Annotated in this window: 17 protein-coding genes; 6 read left to right on the top strand and 11 right to left on the bottom strand. The window is 70.5% G+C overall.

Annotated features, from left to right (window positions below):
• Positions 1-15: 15 nt before the first annotated feature.
• The gene (locus AC1PLR_RS13970) at positions 16-1,017 is read right to left on the bottom strand and encodes a KpsF/GutQ family sugar-phosphate isomerase (protein ID WP_481101372.1); all 1,002 of its coding nucleotides are present in this window, start codon (positions 1,015-1,017) and stop codon (positions 16-18) included.
• A gap of 52 nt (positions 1,018-1,069) precedes the next feature.
• On the opposite strand from AC1PLR_RS13970, the gene AC1PLR_RS13965 reads away from it, so the two are divergent.
• The 3 genes from AC1PLR_RS13965 to AC1PLR_RS13955 are packed head-to-tail and all read left to right on the top strand — an operon-like array spanning position 1,070 to position 2,944.
• Complete coding sequence (locus AC1PLR_RS13965; protein WP_267086070.1) at positions 1,070-1,312, top strand: BolA family protein; 243 nt, start codon at positions 1,070-1,072, stop codon at positions 1,310-1,312.
• A 46-nt stretch (positions 1,313-1,358) separates the two neighbouring features.
• Positions 1,359-2,633 (top strand): UDP-N-acetylglucosamine 1-carboxyvinyltransferase, encoded by a 1,275-nt coding sequence (gene murA / locus AC1PLR_RS13960; RefSeq protein ID WP_148827760.1) that lies wholly within the window; start codon positions 1,359-1,361, stop codon positions 2,631-2,633.
• Positions 2,630-2,944: a hypothetical protein gene (locus AC1PLR_RS13955; protein ID WP_010344096.1), complete on the top strand. Its 315-nt coding sequence runs from the start codon at positions 2,630-2,632 to the stop codon at positions 2,942-2,944. The genes murA and AC1PLR_RS13955 overlap by 4 nt, the downstream gene beginning before the upstream one ends.
• A 402-nt stretch (positions 2,945-3,346) precedes the next feature.
• Here the strand turns inward: AC1PLR_RS13955 and AC1PLR_RS13950 are convergent, their stop codons facing one another.
• From AC1PLR_RS13950 to purM, 6 genes are all read right to left on the bottom strand, one after another.
• Positions 3,347-4,030, bottom strand: coding sequence for a DUF3108 domain-containing protein (locus tag AC1PLR_RS13950; protein ID WP_481101371.1), 684 nt, complete (start codon positions 4,028-4,030; stop codon positions 3,347-3,349).
• Positions 4,031-4,032: 2 nt separating this feature from the next.
• Positions 4,033-4,887, bottom strand: coding sequence for a DUF3108 domain-containing protein (locus AC1PLR_RS13945; protein WP_481101370.1), 855 nt, complete (start codon positions 4,885-4,887; stop codon positions 4,033-4,035).
• A gap of 63 nt (positions 4,888-4,950) precedes the next feature.
• Positions 4,951-5,604: a phosphoribosylglycinamide formyltransferase gene (purN, locus tag AC1PLR_RS13940; protein WP_481101369.1), complete on the bottom strand. Its 654-nt coding sequence runs from the start codon at positions 5,602-5,604 to the stop codon at positions 4,951-4,953.
• Positions 5,601-6,047, bottom strand: coding sequence for a hypothetical protein (locus AC1PLR_RS13935; RefSeq protein WP_481101368.1), 447 nt, complete (start codon positions 6,045-6,047; stop codon positions 5,601-5,603). The genes purN and AC1PLR_RS13935 overlap by 4 nt, the downstream gene beginning before the upstream one ends.
• An 8-nt stretch (positions 6,048-6,055) precedes the next feature.
• Positions 6,056-6,685 carry a DUF2238 domain-containing protein gene (locus AC1PLR_RS13930; RefSeq protein WP_481101367.1) on the bottom strand — a complete coding sequence of 210 codons (630 nt, stop codon included), beginning with the start codon at positions 6,683-6,685 and terminating at the stop codon, positions 6,056-6,058.
• A 5-nt stretch (positions 6,686-6,690) separates the two neighbouring features.
• Positions 6,691-7,749 (bottom strand): phosphoribosylformylglycinamidine cyclo-ligase, encoded by a 1,059-nt coding sequence (purM, locus tag AC1PLR_RS13925; RefSeq protein WP_481101366.1) that lies wholly within the window; start codon positions 7,747-7,749, stop codon positions 6,691-6,693.
• A 106-nt stretch (positions 7,750-7,855) separates the two neighbouring features.
• On the opposite strand from purM, the gene AC1PLR_RS13920 reads away from it, so the two are divergent.
• The 3 genes from AC1PLR_RS13920 to hda are packed head-to-tail and all read left to right on the top strand — an operon-like array spanning position 7,856 to position 10,841.
• A complete protein-coding gene (locus AC1PLR_RS13920; RefSeq protein ID WP_420009398.1) occupies positions 7,856-8,959 on the top strand; it encodes a DUF2066 domain-containing protein in 1,104 nt (367 codons plus the stop codon).
• Entirely contained in the window at positions 8,956-10,125 is a 1,170-nt protein-coding gene (locus AC1PLR_RS13915; protein ID WP_481101365.1) for an AI-2E family transporter, read from the top strand. The genes AC1PLR_RS13920 and AC1PLR_RS13915 overlap by 4 nt, the downstream gene beginning before the upstream one ends.
• Positions 10,122-10,841: a DnaA regulatory inactivator Hda gene (gene hda, locus AC1PLR_RS13910; protein WP_481101364.1), complete on the top strand. Its 720-nt coding sequence runs from the start codon at positions 10,122-10,124 to the stop codon at positions 10,839-10,841. The genes AC1PLR_RS13915 and hda overlap by 4 nt, the downstream gene beginning before the upstream one ends.
• 156 nt (positions 10,842-10,997) lie before the next feature.
• On the opposite strand, the gene murU is transcribed toward hda, so the two are convergent.
• From murU to AC1PLR_RS13890, 4 genes are all read right to left on the bottom strand, one after another.
• A complete protein-coding gene (murU, locus tag AC1PLR_RS13905) occupies positions 10,998-11,729 on the bottom strand; it encodes an N-acetylmuramate alpha-1-phosphate uridylyltransferase MurU (RefSeq protein ID WP_481101363.1) in 732 nt (243 codons plus the stop codon).
• The gene (locus AC1PLR_RS13900) at positions 11,726-12,754 is read right to left on the bottom strand and encodes an aminoglycoside phosphotransferase family protein (RefSeq protein ID WP_481101362.1); all 1,029 of its coding nucleotides are present in this window, start codon (positions 12,752-12,754) and stop codon (positions 11,726-11,728) included. The genes murU and AC1PLR_RS13900 overlap by 4 nt, the downstream gene beginning before the upstream one ends.
• 73 nt (positions 12,755-12,827) lie before the next feature.
• Complete coding sequence (locus tag AC1PLR_RS13895; RefSeq protein ID WP_010344083.1) at positions 12,828-13,097, bottom strand: GlsB/YeaQ/YmgE family stress response membrane protein; 270 nt, start codon at positions 13,095-13,097, stop codon at positions 12,828-12,830.
• Positions 13,098-13,344: 247 nt separating this feature from the next.
• Positions 13,345-14,835 (bottom strand): M20 family metallopeptidase, encoded by a 1,491-nt coding sequence (locus tag AC1PLR_RS13890; RefSeq protein ID WP_481101361.1) that lies wholly within the window; start codon positions 14,833-14,835, stop codon positions 13,345-13,347.
• Between the last annotated feature and the right edge of the window lie 93 nt (positions 14,836-14,928).

Raw genomic sequence — 14,928 nt, 5'->3', positions numbered from 1 at the left:
AACGGGTTCAGCCTGTTAAACCACTCTGGCGCGCAACAGGTCGTGAATGTTGAGCGCGCCGACCGCGCGGCCGGCCGTGTCGACCACGATCAGGCCGTTGATCTGGTGCGTCTCCATCAGCCGTGCGGCCTCCGCGGCGAGCTGGTCGGCGCCGATGGTGCGCGGCTGCCGGGTCATCACCTCGGCGATGCGGGTCTGGCGCACGTCCAGCGCGCTGTCCAGGGCGCGGCGCAGGTCGCCGTCGGTGAACAGCCCTAGCAGGCGGTCGTCGGCGTCCACCACCGCGGTCATGCCCAGGCGCTTGCGGCTCATCTCCACCAACGCCTCGCTGAGACTGGCGTCCTCGCGCACCTTGGGCAGTTCGTCGCCGCGGTGCATGACGTCGGTGATGTGCAGCAGCAGGCGGCGGCCGAGGCTGCCGGCCGGGTGCGAGCGGGCGAAGTCGTCGGCGGTGAAGCCGCGCGCGTCCAGTAGCGCCACCGCCAGCGCATCGCCCAGCGCCAGCGAGGCGGTGGTGCTGGAGGTCGGCGCCAGGTCCAGCGGGCAGGCCTCGGCCGGCACGCTGACGTCCAGGTGCAGGTCGGCCTCGCGCGCCAGCGTGGACTGCGCGCGCCCGGTCATCGCGATCACCGCGTTGCCCTGGCGCTTGAGCACCGGCAGCAGCATCAGGATCTCGTCGGACTCGCCGGAGTAGGACAGCGCCAGGACCACGTCGGCGTCGGTGATCATACCCAGGTCACCGTGCCCGGCTTCGCCAGGGTGCACGAAGAACGCCGGGGTGCCGGTGGAGGCGAGGGTGGCGGCGATCTTGCGCGCCACATGGCCGGACTTGCCCATGCCGGTGGCGACCACGCGCCCGCGCGAGCCCAGGATCAGCCGGCAGGCGGCGGCGAAGTCGGCGCCGATGCGGGCGCCGACCGCCGCCAGCGCGGCCTGCTCGATCTCGACCACGCGGCGGCCGCTGGCGACCAGGCCGGCGTCGTCGGGTGTCGTGGGAGACAGGGGCGATACATCCATGCGGGTGCCGGTCGGGGGGTAGAATGGCCGACCATTTTAGGAGGAAAGCCCGGTGGACGCCGAAACCATCCGTAAACTCATCGAGGCCGGCCTGCCGGACGCGCAGGTGCAGGTGCAGGGCGACGACGGCGTGCACTTCGAGGCCACCGTGGTCAGCGCCGCCTTCGCCGGCAAGCTGCCGCTGGCCCGCCACCGCATGGTCTACGCCACCCTGGGCGAGTTGATGGGCGGGGCGATCCACGCGCTGGCCCTGACCACCCTGACCCCCGAGCAGGCCGAGCGCGCCGCCGGCTGAGCCGCCGCGCGCCCGTTTCTCCCCTTTCAATTCCCCCACGAGACCCATGGCCAAAATCGTAGTGACCGGCGGCAACGCGCTGCACGGTGAAGTGAACATTTCCGGCGCAAAGAACGCCGTGCTGCCGATCCTGTGCGCGACCCTGCTGGCCGATGCGCCGGTGGAGATCACCAACGTGCCGCAACTGCACGACGTGATCACCACGGTGAAGCTGCTCGGCGAGCTGGGCGCGGAAGTCACCATCGACGAAGGCACGCTGTCGCGCGGCAGCGCGATCACCGTCGACCCGCGCAAGGTCCACCAGCACGTCGCCCCGTACGAACTGGTGCGCACCATGCGCGCCTCGATCCTGGTGCTGGGCCCGCTGCTGGCCAAGTTCGGTGCGGCCGAAGTGTCGCTGCCGGGCGGTTGCGCGATCGGCTCGCGGCCGGTCGACCAGCACATCAAGGGCCTGCAGGCGCTGGGTGCGGAGATCAGCGTCGAGAACGGCTACATCAAGGCCAGCAGCAACGGCCGGCTCAAGGGCGGCCGCTACGTGTTCGACATGGTCAGCGTCACCGGCACCGAGAACGTGCTGATGGCCGCGGCCCTGGCCGAGGGCACCACCGTGCTGGAGAACGCGGCGATGGAGCCGGAGGTCAGCGACCTGGCCGACTGCCTGATCGCGCTGGGCGCGAAGATCGAAGGCGCCGGCACCTCGCGCATCGTCGTGCACGGCGTGGAGCGCCTGTCCGGCGGTCGCCACGCGGTGCTGCCGGACCGCATCGAGACCGGCACCTTCCTGGTCGCCGCGGCGATGACCGGCGGCAGCGTCACCGTGCGCCGCGCGCGCGCCGACACCCTCGATGCGGTGCTGGACAAGCTCACCGAGGCCGGCGCCAGCATCGAGACCGGCGAGGACTGGATCCGCCTGGACATGCACGGCAAGCGCCCGCGCGCGGTCAGCCTGACCACCGCGCCGTATCCGGCGTTCCCCACCGACATGCAGGCGCAGTTCATGGCGCTCAACTGCGTGGCCGACGGCGTCGGCGTGATCAACGAAACGATCTTCGAGAACCGTTTCATGCACGTCAACGAACTGCTGCGCCTGGGCGCGGACATCCAGATCGAAGGGCACACCGCGATCGTGCGCGGCGCCGAGCGGCTCAGCGGCGCGCCGGTGATGGCCACCGACCTGCGCGCCTCGGCCTCGCTGATCCTGGCGGGCCTGGTCGCCGACGGCGACACCACCATCGACCGCATCTACCACCTGGACCGGGGGTACGAGAACATCGAGGAGAAGCTGGGGGCGCTGGGCGCGTCCATCCGGCGCGTCGCATGATCCTCAGCGGCCGCTTCAGCCGCCGGCGCAAGGTGTTGCTGGCGATCGTGGTGGTGCTGCTGGCCTGGGTCGGCTATGCCTGGTACACCGGCATCGCCATCACCCAGGGCATCGAAGAGCGGGACATGGACTGGAACGGCGACGGCCAGGTCACCCGCGACGAGATCTGGCAGTCGTTCTACGCGGTCGGCGTCAGCCGCACCCAGAACGGCCCGCGCGAATGCAGCACGTTCTACTGGCGCAGCACCGGCGCGCAGATCCGCGTGGATTGCCGCACCACCTTCAAGGCCGCGCCGGCGGAGAAGAAGTAACGGCGTGGGGCAGGGCGCCGCCTAGGTGGCGCCCGAGTGGGGAGTGCGGTAGAGAAAGGTCCGTCGGTCGTCACGGTCCATGTGCCGTTGATAGGAGTCGACGCGCGCCGCTTGGGGTCTGCTGCAAGTCGCCAGCTGGTTTCCGCAAGACGATTCGCATCCGCGCGTCGGGGCTGAAACCCCTCCCACATGGGAAGCACCACGGGCAGGGAATTGCTGTTGCGATTCCCGAATCCCAAATCCCGGCTCAGCGCGTCGCGGCTGAAGCCGCTCCTACATGGGAAAAACCCGGGCGGGGAAGCCGCTGTTGCGATTCTCTAATCCCAGCCTCCAAACGGGAACGATCACGCCCAGGGAACCGCTTTCACGATTCCCCAATCCCCATTCCCCAATCCCGGCTCTTCAGCGCAACGCCTTGATCGTCAGGTCCAGCGCGTCCTGGCCGTTCTCGCGCTGCAGGATGCGCACCGGCACCGGCATGTCCGGCACGATCCAGGCCACGATTTCCTTGGAGCCGTCGGTGCGGCTGACCTTGGTCGCCTGTTCGGTCTTGCCATTGACGGTGACCGCTTCCTTGCCGGCGATGTGGTAGGTCATCGGCTTGGCGCGGCCCTCGTCGACCATGCGGTAGCTCGGGGTCTTGCCGGCGTTGACGTCGCGCGCGATCGCCAGGTTGATCAGCAGCGCGTCCATGTCGCCCGGCTGCAGTTTCACCGGGCCGCGGCGGTCGGCCTTGAGGTCGCCGCCCCAGGTCGCCTGGCCGGTGCTCCAGTCGTAGTTGGCGGTCACCGCCTTTTTCTTGATCAGGAACACCGAGCGGTCGTCGCTGCTGAGCGGACGCAACTGCCCGCCCTTTTCCTCGAACACGGTGCTCTGGCTGAGGTCGGCGACCTGGTTCTTGATCGCCAGGCTGTAGCGCCAGCGGTCGCCGCCTTGCTTGGCCAGGGTCATCACGCCGTTGGCCTGCATGCCCATGTAGCTGGCCTGGTAGTCCGCGGTGAACGGCTCCAGGGCCAGGGCGGGCAGGCTGGCGGTGGCCAGCAGGGCAGCGGCGAGGGCGGTCAGCGGGTGGGCGATGCGGGTCATGGTCAGGCTCCTTGGTATTCGGTCAGGCGCAGGTCGATGCGGTCTTCGCCGTCTTCGCGCTGCAGGATGCGCACCGGCGTCGGCACGCCGTTGGCGATCCACAGGATGGTCTCATTGCGGCCGCCGTTGGTGCGCGACACCCGCAATGCGTCGTAGCTGATGTCGCCGACCTGCACGGTCTCGGTCTGATCGGCGGCGCGGTACACATGTTCGCGTACCCGGCCGACGTCGACAAAACGATAGGTCATGGTCTTGCCGGGTTGCGCGTCGCGCATCAGCGAGAGGTTGAGCAGCAGCGCGCTCTGGTCGCCGGGCTGCAGCGGGATCGGCGCCTGCCGGTCCTTCTTCAGGTCGCCGTCCCAGCGCGCCACGCCCTGCTTCCAGTCGTACACCCCGGTGACCTTCTTGCCGAAGAACACCGCCTTCTTGACCGTGCTCTGGCTCTGCGGGACGTAGCGGCCGTCCTGCACGGTGAACACCGTGCTCTGCTCGATGTTCAGGCCGAGGATGCTGGCGAAGCCGCTGCGGCCGTGCACGCCCAGGTCGACCCGCCACTGGTCGCCGCCGGTATGCACCACGTCCATGCGCGCGTCGCCGGCCGGCTTGCCCTTGTACAGGGCGTCGTAGGTGGCGACGAAGGGCTGCAGCGGCGGCGGCGTCCAGGCCTCGGCGGGCAGCGCCGGCGAGGCGGCGGAAGCCGGCGCAGGGGTGCCGGTGGCGGGCGTGGCCGGAGCCGGGGCGGTCTGCGGTGCCGGCTGCGCGGCGGGCGCCGGCGCGACCTGCGCGGCGACGATGGGCGCCAGCAGGCCGAGGCCGGACGCGACGAGGAGGGCGAACGGACGCGGAGCGAGCTTCATGGGATCGGCTGGCGTGAGCGGGAGGGAAGAGGGGAGGGGCCGCGGACAGGTGCGGCAGCGCATTCAGGGAAGCAGCACGTCGTCGCAATCTAGGCGCAGCGGACTAAACCGGCACTGACCGTCCAGCCACACCTTGCCGTCCCGTTCAGCCAGGCGACCTGCCGCCGCCAGCCGCAGCACCGCGCACAGCAGCCGGTGCTCGCGCGGCAGCAGGCGCTGCGCCAGGTCGTCCGGGCCGTCGCCGGCCTGCACCGGCACCCGTACCTGCGCGATCACCGCGCCGGCATCCAGTTCCGGCACCACGAAATGCACGCTGGCGCCGTGCTCGTCGTCGCCGGCCGCCAAGGCCTGGGCGTGGGTGTGCAGGCCGCGGTACTTGGGCAGCAGCGAGGGGTGGATGTTGAGCAGGCGTCCGCCGAAACGCTGCACGATGCCGGCGCCGAGAATGCGCATGTAGCCGGCGCAGACCACCCAGTCCGGCTGCGCCGCCGCGACGGCGTCGCCCAGCGCCTGGTCGAACGCGGCGCGATCGGGGAAGGTCTTCGGCTGGGCCGCCCAGCGGCGGTCCGGCGCGACCATCGCCAGCGCCGGCGCCTCGGGGCGATCGCCGAACACCCCGACCACCTCGGCATCCAGGGTGCCGGCGGCGATCGCGGCGAGGATGGCCTGCAGATTGGAGCCGCGGCCGGAGGCGAGCACGGCGAGGCGAAGCGTCATCGGACAGGGTTCCGGAACAGGGCGTCCACTGCGGGGCGTTGCAGCGTCAGCAAGGTGGCGATGCCCAGCGCAGTGCCCAGCGGGAAGCCGAAGCAGGTGATCGCGGCGCCGGCGTAGCACAGCCGCAGCCGGCGACGCTGGCGCAAGGCCTGCGCTACCAGGATGTTGAGGACCAGGGAAAGCAGGATGACGCCCAGCAGGAAAGACAGCATCGCGATCGCGACGACGCCACCCTGGGCCTCGTCCGGGCTCTGGCCGACGGCGTTGAGCTGCGCCTCCTCGTGCACGCCATAGGCCAGGACGGCGCCCACCAGCAGCATCGCCACCATCTGCATTCCCGCCATCACGCCATACAAGGTCGACAGGGTGTTCAAGTCGAAGTTGGCGCGCGCCACCTCGGTGTCGGGGTGGCCGCGTGCGGGAAGAGGCGGTGGCAGCGACATCGTCGGTCTCAGCGCAGCGTGGAGGGGAGTGGCGGCGCGGCACGTCGCCATGGCCAGGCGCTGGCGCAGCCCAGCGTGGCCAGCAGCATGTCCATGTGCGCATCCCAGGGATCGCCCTGCTGGCCGTTGTAGGACTCGGCCTGCTGCGGCGACAGCAGCAGCGCGATCAGCCATTCCAGCCATTCGTAGACCAGGCTGGCGCACATGATCGTCATCGTCGCCAGCACGAAGGCCTGCCGCGCCGACAGCGCCGGCCAGCGCTGGCGCGCATGGTCGCGCAGCGCCGGCGCGAAGCACGCCCCGAACAGCAGGTGGATCAGCCGGTCGGTGTGATTGCGCTGCCAGCCGAACGCCGCACTCGGCGACCAGCCACCGGTCAGCGCGCGCAGCCACTGGTCGTAGGGCACATTGGAATAGAGCCAGTGCGCGGCGACGTTGTGCACGCTGATGAAGAGGCAGATGGCGGCGAAGTGGCCGGTGCGCAGCGGCCAGCGCCGGTCGTGCCAGACCAGCCAGGCCAGGCCCAGCATCGCCAGGGAGCTGTGCATGGCCTGTTCCGCCGGCCACAGCGGCCACAGCCAACTGGCGGCGAACACCGCCAGCGCCAGCGTCAGCCAGGCGCGCTTGGCCGCCGCCATGCGGCTCAGCCGATGTGGACGCGTTCGCCAGCGTCCGCGGCGGCCACCACCGCGCCGATCTGCCAGTGCGCCAGGCCCAGGCTGTCCAGGCTGCGCTCCAGCGCGGCCACCTGCGCCGGCGCGGCGACCAGCACGAAGCCGATGCCGCAGTTGAAGGTGCGCCACATCTCGCTGTCGGCCACCGCGCCTTCGCGCTGCAGCCAGTCGAACACCGGCGGCAGGGTCCAGGCGCTGGCGCGGATGTCCAGGCCCAGGCCCTCCGGGATGACGCGGATGATGTTCTCGGTCAGGCCGCCGCCGGTGATATGCGCCATGGCGTGGATGCCTTCGCCCTGTTCGCGCAGCAGCGACAGGATCGGCTTGACGTACAGCGCGGTCGGCGCCATCAGCGCGTCGGCCAGGGCCACACCGCCGACCTGCAGGTCGGCCGGGCGCCCGGCGCGGTCGTAGATGCGGCGGATCAGCGAGTAGCCGTTGGAATGCGGGCCGGAGGAGGCGATGCCGATCAGCACGTCGCCCTGGCGCACGCGGGCGCCATCGAGCAGCTGCGACTTCTCCACCGCGCCGACGGTGAAGCCGGCCAGGTCGTACTCGCCCGGCGGGTACATGTCGGGCATTTCCGCAGTTTCGCCGCCGATCAGCGCGCAGCCGGCCAGTTCGCAGCCGCGGGCGATGCCGCCGACCACCGCCACGGTGGTCTCCACGTCGAGCTTGCCGGTGGCGAAGTAGTCCAGGAAGAACAGCGGCTCGGCGCCCTGCACCAGCACGTCGTTGACGCACATGCCGACCAGGTCGATGCCGATGGTGTCGTGGCGGCCGAGCTGCTGCGCCAGCTTCAGCTTGGTGCCGACGCCATCGGTGCCGGACACCAGGACCGGCTCGCGGTACTTGCCGGACAGGTCGAACAGCGCGCCGAAGCCGCCCAGCCCGCCCATCACCTCGGGGCGGAAACTGCGCTTGACCAGGGGCTTGATGCGTTCGACGACGGCGTTGCCGGCATCGATGTCGACGCCGGCGTCGCGGTAGGTCAACGGGGCGGCGGCGGGGGGCTGGGAAGTGGTCACGGGCGGCGGGGTCGGCGGAAAGGCGGCGATTTTAACAGGCCGCATTGGCGCTAGGCCCGCATTCGGGCAACAATTCGCCCCGGATACGTCGAGTACTGGACCCTTCATGCGCCGCAGCCTTGCCTTCCTCCTGTCTTTCGCGCTGTGCCTGCCTGCCGCAAGCGCCCTGGCCCAGGCCGAGCTGCGCACCGAGGGCGACGTGGCCGGCGCCACCGGCCCCTACGACGCCGAAGTGCCGGTCAACAGCCAGAGCGAGGCCGACCGCAACGGCGCCCTGTCCCGCGCGCTCGGCGTGGTGCTGGGCAAGATCTCCGGCGACAAGGGGGTGATGTCGCGGCCCGGGGTGACCCAGGCGCTGCGCAACGCCAAGAATCTGGTCGACACCTTCGACTACCGCCAGGACCAGGGCACCTCGCCGAGCGGCGCGCCGACCTTCCGCACCATCCTGGTGGCGCGCTTCCGCCCGCAGGACGTGGACGGCCTGGCCGCGGCGCTGGGGCTGCCGGTGTGGCCGCAGCCGCGGCCCAAGCCGGTGGTGTGGCTGGCCATCGACGACGGCAGCGGCCCGCGCCTGGTCGGCGTGCAGCAGTCCAACGCCGCGCGCAGCCTGCTCGATCGCGCGATCGAGCGCGGCTTCCGCCTCGGCCTGCCCACCGGCAACGCCGCCGAGCAGGCCCTGGCCGGCGCGATCTGGCGCCAGGACACCGCCGCGGTGGCCAGCGCCTCGTCGCGCTACAGCCCGCCGATGCAGTTGATCGGCAAGCTGTACCGCGGCAAGGCCGGCGGCTGGACCGCGGACTGGACCTTCGTCGATGGCGGCAAGGTGCTGTCGACCTGGTCGGCCAGCGACGCCGACGCGCGCCGCGCCATGGCCAGCGGTGCCGACGGCGCCGCCGACGCCCTGGTCAAGCGCTACGCCAAGGCGGTCAGCGCCGGCCCGGCCGGCATCTACCGGGTGGCGATCACCGGCATCCGCAGCGCCGACGACTATCTGCGCGCCTCCGCTGCGCTGCAGAACGCCTCGGTGGTGCGGCGCATCGTGCCGATCCGTGCCGACGGCGATCGCCTGGAACTGGATCTGGACCTGCTCAGCGGCGTGTCCGGCCTGAACCGCATGCTCGGCCCGGACGCCGCGCTGCAGCCGGTGGTCGCGCCGGTCGAGGGTCCGGTGATCCTCAACAGCGAGCCGACGGAGTACCGCCTGAAATGATGTTGTCGCCCGAAGCCGAGATCGCGCTGTTCCTGCGCCGCCTGAAATGGACGGCGGTGATCGTCGGCGTGCTGTGGGTGGTGTGGCTGCTGGCGCCGATCCTGACCCCGTTCGTGCTGGCGCTGCTGCTCGGCTGGCTCGGCGATCCGCTGGTGGACCGCCTGGAGCGCGCCGGGCGCTCGCGCAACATGGCGGTGACCCTGGTGTTCGTGCTGATGGTCCTGCTGCTGGTGCTGGCGTTGGTGATCCTGGTGCCGATGCTGGAGCGGCAGATCGTCACCTTCATCGACGTGCTGCCGCAGGCGCGCGACTGGTTCATCGGCACCGCGATCCCGTGGGCCGAGCAGAAGACCGGGCTGGAGCTGATGGCCTGGCTGGACCCGGAGCGGCTGATCGACTGGATCCGCGGGCACTGGCAGCAGGCCGGCGGCGTCGCCGCGACCTTCTTCGGCTACCTGTCGCGCTCGGGCTTCGCGATGGTGACCTGGGTGGTCAACCTGGTGCTGCTGCCGATCCTGACCTTCTACTTCCTGCGCGACTGGGACCTGCTGGTCGCGCGCGTGGCCGCCACCATTCCGCGCAACCACGTCGCCACGATCACCCGCCTGGCACTGCAGTCCAACGAGGTGCTGGGCGCGTTCATCCGTGGCCAGTTCCTGGTGATGCTGGCGCTGGGCGTGATCTACGCCGGCGGCCTGACCCTGGTCGGGCTCAAGCTCGGGCTGTTGATCGGCATCGTCGCCGGCCTGATCAGCTTCATTCCCTACCTGGGTGCGACCACCGGCATCCTGCTGGCGGTACTGGCCGCGCTGGTGCAGGCCAAGGGCTTCGATCTGCAGTTGCTGATCCTGGTCGGCGTGGTGTTCACCGTCGGCCAGTTGCTGGAGAGCTACGTGCTGACCCCGCGCATCGTCGGCGACAAGATCGGCCTGCACCCGGTGGCGGTGATCTTCGCGGTGATGGCCGGCGGCCAGCTGTTCGGCTTCCTCGGCATGCTGCTGGCGCTGCCGGTGGCGGCGGTGGCCAACGTGCTGCTGCACTACCTGCACGAGCAGTACCGGCAGAGCGATCTGTATGCGGGCGAGAAGTCGGCGATCCTGCTGGATACCGCCACCGAGCGCACCACCATCATCGAACTGCCGCCGCGCAGCCCCGATCAACCGTGAGCGTGCCGCAACTGCCGCTGGCCCTGCGCTATCCGCCGGAGCAGCGCCTGGACCGCTATCTGGGCGCGCCGGACGGGCTGCTGGCGCAGTTGCAGGCGGTCGCCGACGGCGCCGCCGACGACTGGGTGTACCTGTCCGGCCCCGCCGGCACCGGCAAGACCCACCTGGCTCTGGCGCTGTGCGCGGCCACCGAACAGGCCGGGCGCAGTGCTGCCTACCTGCCGCTGCAGGCCGCCGCCGGGCGCCTGCGCGATGCGCTGGAGGCGCTGGAGGGCCGCAACCTGGTCGCCCTCGACGGCCTGGAAGCGATCGCCGGGCAGCGCGAGGACGAAGTGGCGCTGTTCGATTTCCACAACCGTGCGCGCAGCGCCGGGGTGACCCTGCTGTACACCGCGCAGGCCATGCCCGACGGCCTGGCGCTCAGCCTGCCGGACCTGCGCTCGCGGCTGTCGCAGTGCACCCGCATCGCGCTGGCGCCGCTGGACGACGCCGGCCGCGCCGCGGTGCTGCGCGAACGCGCCCAGCGCCGCGGCCTGGTGCTGGAGGATGCGGCGATCGACTGGCTGCTGACGCACGCCGGCCGCGACCTGGCCGGCCTGATCGGCCTGCTGGAACGCCTGGACCGCGAATCGCTGGCGGCGCAGCGGCGGGTGACGGTGCCGTTTTTGCGGAGGCTGGGAATCGGGAATGGGGAATCGGGAATGGGGAAAAACTGAGATTCCCGCAACCGAAGCCGGACTGCGGCATTCGAGAAAAACCGCGCTTCGCGCCGCGTGACCGGGCACGGCGCCGCTGATGTTCCGCGTGTGCGCGGAATCGAAGGGTTCTGGAGATGCCTGCGTGCCGCCGTGGCGCAGGCAAGCTGCGGGACCTCAGCTTTTCCCCATTCCCAATTCCCGATTCCCCATTCCCAGCACCTCATCCAACTCCGCCAACCGCTGCGGCGTCCCCACATCCGTCCAGCGTCCGTGGTGCCGCAGCCCATGGAGTCGCCCTTGGTCTGCATGCGCGCGCAGCAGCGGCACCACCGAGAAGCGGGGCGGCACGCCCGGCGCGGTCGGCGCCGGGGTGGCGATGGTCTGCCAGTCGCGCAGCAGGGCAGGGCGGTACATGCCGATGCCGGCGTAGGTCAGCAGCGGTTCGCGGGTGTTGTGCACGTGCCCGTCGTCCTGCAGGGCGAAATCGCCGTGCGCGGCATAGGCCGGCGGATCCACCAGCACCAGTTGCGCCAGGCCGGGCGGCTCGGGCGCGAGCCGGGCGAAATCGAAGTCGGTCCAGATGTCGCCGTTGACCAGCAGGAATGGCGCCTCGCCGAGCAGCGGCAGCGCGTGCAACATGCCGCCACCGGTTTCCAGCGGCGTGGCGCCTTCGTAGGAATAGGAGATATGCAGCCCGAACGCGCTGCCGTCGCCGAGCGTCTGCGGGAACTGCTCGGCCAGCCACGAGGTGTTGATCACCACCTCGCGCACGCCCAGCGCAGCGAGCTTGTGCAGGTGCCAGACGATCAGCGGCGTGCCGCCCACCGCCAGCAGCGGCTTGGGCGTGTGCGCGGTCAGCGGCCGCATGCGCTCGCCGAGGCCGGCGGCGAAGATCAGCGCCTTCATGCGCCGGCCGCCGCGCGCTGCGCCAGGGCCGGCTTGATCCGCGTCTGCAGCAGCTGTGCCAGCGGCTGCAAGGTGGGGTGCCGCGGCAGCGCCTCGTCGAGGTAGGCGATGAAGCGCGGTACGTTGTCCAGGTACCAGGCCTTGCCGTCGCGGTAGTTGAGCCGCGCGAAGATGCCCAGGTTCTTGAGGTGACGCTGGATGCCCATCCACTCGGCGTCGCGCAGGAACTGCGCCAGCGGCGGCACCGGAATGCCGGCCTGCAGCGCGCGTGCGTGGTAGCCGGCCAGCCAGGCGTCCACCCGTGCCAGTGGCCAGCTGACCGTGGTGTCCTTGAACAGGCTGACCGGGTCGTAGGCCACCGGCCCGATCACGCAGTCCTGGAAATCCAGCACGGCCGGGCCGTCGGCCGCCGGCATCAGGTTGCGCGGCATGAAGTCGCGATGCACCAGCACCTGCGGCTGCGCCAGCGCGTTGTCCATGAGCTGGCGCTGCACTGCGTGCAGGGCCGCGCGCTCGTCGTCATCCAGGCTGATCCCAAGATGGCGTTGCAGGAACCAGTCCTCGAACAGCCCGGCATCGCGCTGCAGCAGCGCCTCGCCGAACACGCCCATGCCGGGCGGCGGCGCGATCGCCTGCAGGCGCAGCAACTGGCCGAGCGCAGCGTCGAAGTGCGCATCCGCGGTGGTCGTGTCCAGGCGTTGCGCCAGAGTCGGTTGCCCCAGGTCTTCCAGCAGCAGGAAGCCGGCTTCCGGGTCCTGCGCCAGGATTTCCGGGACCCGCACGCCGCCGCCGTGCAGCAGCGCGTGCATGCGCAGCCACGGCCGCACGTCTTCCAGGTCCGGCGGCGAATCCATCACGATGCGGCTGACGCCATGGCCGTGGCTGCGCCAGTAGCTGCGCTGGCCGGCGTCCACCGAGGCGCGCTCCAGCGTCGCCTGTGCATCGCCCAGCGCCGTGCGCGCCCAGGCCAGGCGGTGTGCGGCGCGTGCCGCAAGGACATCGGGAACGGTCGGGCTGGCGCTCATCGGCAGGCTGCGGCGGAAACGAGCCGCACAGCGTAAACGGGCGCCGCCGCCGTGGCGAGCGCCGCGCCGCGCCTCAGCGCTTGCTGGAGAACAGCCGCAACAAGGCGAGCAGGGCGATGGCGCCGAGCAGCGCACCCAAGAAGCCCGCCGGCTCGCCGCGGCTGTACCAGCCCATGTAGTGGCCGAACCAGCCGGCCAGCAACGCACCGGCGATGCCCAGCAATACGGTGAACAGGCAGCCGGAGCGCCCGCTGCTGGGGCCGAGGAAACGCGCCAGCAGGCCGACCACGAAGCCCACCAGGATGATGTAGAGCCAGCTGTCGCTGCCGAACAGAGTGTGCATGGGAAGCGTTCCGGACGCGGAAGGGAATCAGCGTCGGATCGTGCCAGATCGACTGTGATGGCGTCGATGCTTGGGGGCGCGGCGCAGGCGGCCAGCCCATGGGGCTGGCCGCCTGCGCTGTCCAACGGTCACGCTAGGGAGGGGCGTCGCGTTTGGACCGACGCCTCTCCTGCAGAAATCAGGGAAATCAGGCAGCCAGGAAACCGGCTTCGCCAATCTCCAATCCCGAATCCCCAATCCCGGCCCCTCAACAACAGCCATGCCCGCCATGCTGCTCGCCACCGGCCACCGCTGCGCTGCCGGTGGTCTCGCCGCGCAGGCTCGCGGCATAGTGGGCGGCGATCACCCGCGACACGCAGGCGGTCACCCGCTTGCCCATCGGGATGTGCAGGAACTCGTTGGGGCCGTGCGCGTTGGAATGCGGGCCGAGCACGCCGGTGATCATGAACTGCGCGCCGGGGAACTTCTCGCCGAGCATGCCCATGAACGGGATCGAGCCGCCTTCGCCCATGTACATCGCCGGCTTGCCGAACGCCGCCTGCGAGGCCGCTTCGATCGCATCGGTCAGCCACGGCGACTGCGCCGGCGCGTTCCAGCCGGAGGAGGACTTCTCCAGCGCCAGCGACACCTCGGCGCCATACGGCGGGTCGCGCAGCAGCACCTCCTTCAGCAGTTCGCCGGCACGCTTGCCGTCCAGCGTCGGCGGCAGGCGCAGCGACAGCTTCACCGCGGTCTCCGGGCGCAGCACGTTGCCGGCCGAGGCCAGCGGCGGCAGGCCGTCGGCACCGGTCACCGACAGCGCCGGGCGCCAGGTGCGGTTGAGCACCAGCTCGGACAGGTCCTCGTGCATCGGCCGCATGCCGGGCAGGAACGGGAACTTGCTGTAGACCTCGTCGCCCAGCACCTCGGCGACCTTGCGTGCCTGCGCCAGCCGCTCCTCGGGGATGTCGGCGTACAGGCCGTCGACCTTGATCTTGCCGGTGGCTTCGTCCTCCAGCCGCGACAGCAGGTCGCGCAGCACGCGGAAGCTCGACGGCACCACGCCGGAGGCGTCGCCCGAGTGCACGCCTTCGCTGAGCACCTTGACGCTGAAGTTGCCGCCGGCCAGGCCGCGCAGCGAGGTCGTGCACCACAGTTGTTCGTAGTTGCCGCAGCCCGAATCCAGGCACACCACCAGCGAGGGCTTGCCGATCCGCGCCGCCAGGTGGTCGACGTAGGCGGGCAGATCGTAGCTGCCCGATTCCTCGCAGGCCTCGATCAGCACCACGCAGCGCGCGTGCGGGATGCCCTGGTCCTGCAGCGCCTGGAGCGCCGCCAGCGAACCGAACAGGGCATAGCCGTCGTCGGCGCCGCCGCGGCCGTACAGGCGGTCGCCCCTGAGCACCGGCGTCCACGGGCCCAGGTCGGCGTCCCAGCCAGTCATTTCCGGCTGCTTGTCCAGGTGCCCGTACAGCAGCACGGTGTCCTCGCCGGTGGCGTCGCTGCTGGCCGGCACCTCCAGGTAGATCAACGGGGTGCGCCCTTCCAGCTGCACCACCTCCACCAGCAGGCCGGGGATCGCCTGCGCCCGCGCCCAGCGCTCCATCAGCGCCACCGCATCGGCCATATAGCCGTGCGCGACCCAATCGGCGTCGAACATCGGCGATTTGTTGGGGATGCGGATGTAATCGACCAGTTGCGGGACGATGTCGTCATCCCACTTTTCGCTCAGGAAACGGTCGATCTTGGCACTGTCCATGAAAAACTCCGGGGTGATTGCACACGTGTGCAGCCATTCTACGCCCCGGTGCCCGTGTAGGGTTTTTCCTACACGGCGACGCGCCGTTTACCT

The sequence above is a fragment of the Xanthomonas sp. NCPPB 3570 genome, from assembly GCF_056725115.1.
Note: the sequence above shows the minus strand (reverse complement) of the source record. Positions and strands in the feature narration are given on the sequence as shown.

Coding starts and splice junctions, on each gene's coding strand:
- AC1PLR_RS13970 (WP_481101372.1), bottom strand. CDS start 1,017: ATGGATGTATCGCCCCTGTCTCCCACGACACCCGACGACGCCGGCCTG.
- murA (WP_148827760.1), top strand. CDS start 1,359: ATGGCCAAAATCGTAGTGACCGGCGGCAACGCGCTGCACGGTGAAGTG.
- AC1PLR_RS13955 (WP_010344096.1), top strand. CDS start 2,630: ATGATCCTCAGCGGCCGCTTCAGCCGCCGGCGCAAGGTGTTGCTGGCG.
- AC1PLR_RS13950 (WP_481101371.1), bottom strand. CDS start 4,030: ATGACCCGCATCGCCCACCCGCTGACCGCCCTCGCCGCTGCCCTGCTG.
- AC1PLR_RS13945 (WP_481101370.1), bottom strand. CDS start 4,887: ATGAAGCTCGCTCCGCGTCCGTTCGCCCTCCTCGTCGCGTCCGGCCTC.
- purN (WP_481101369.1), bottom strand. CDS start 5,604: ATGACGCTTCGCCTCGCCGTGCTCGCCTCCGGCCGCGGCTCCAATCTG.
- AC1PLR_RS13935 (WP_481101368.1), bottom strand. CDS start 6,047: ATGTCGCTGCCACCGCCTCTTCCCGCACGCGGCCACCCCGACACCGAG.
- AC1PLR_RS13930 (WP_481101367.1), bottom strand. CDS start 6,685: ATGGCGGCGGCCAAGCGCGCCTGGCTGACGCTGGCGCTGGCGGTGTTC.
- AC1PLR_RS13920 (WP_420009398.1), top strand. CDS start 7,856: ATGCGCCGCAGCCTTGCCTTCCTCCTGTCTTTCGCGCTGTGCCTGCCT.
- AC1PLR_RS13915 (WP_481101365.1), top strand. CDS start 8,956: ATGATGTTGTCGCCCGAAGCCGAGATCGCGCTGTTCCTGCGCCGCCTG.
- murU (WP_481101363.1), bottom strand. CDS start 11,729: ATGAAGGCGCTGATCTTCGCCGCCGGCCTCGGCGAGCGCATGCGGCCG.
- AC1PLR_RS13900 (WP_481101362.1), bottom strand. CDS start 12,754: ATGAGCGCCAGCCCGACCGTTCCCGATGTCCTTGCGGCACGCGCCGCA.
- AC1PLR_RS13895 (WP_010344083.1), bottom strand. CDS start 13,097: ATGCACACTCTGTTCGGCAGCGACAGCTGGCTCTACATCATCCTGGTG.
- AC1PLR_RS13890 (WP_481101361.1), bottom strand. CDS start 14,835: ATGGACAGTGCCAAGATCGACCGTTTCCTGAGCGAAAAGTGGGATGAC.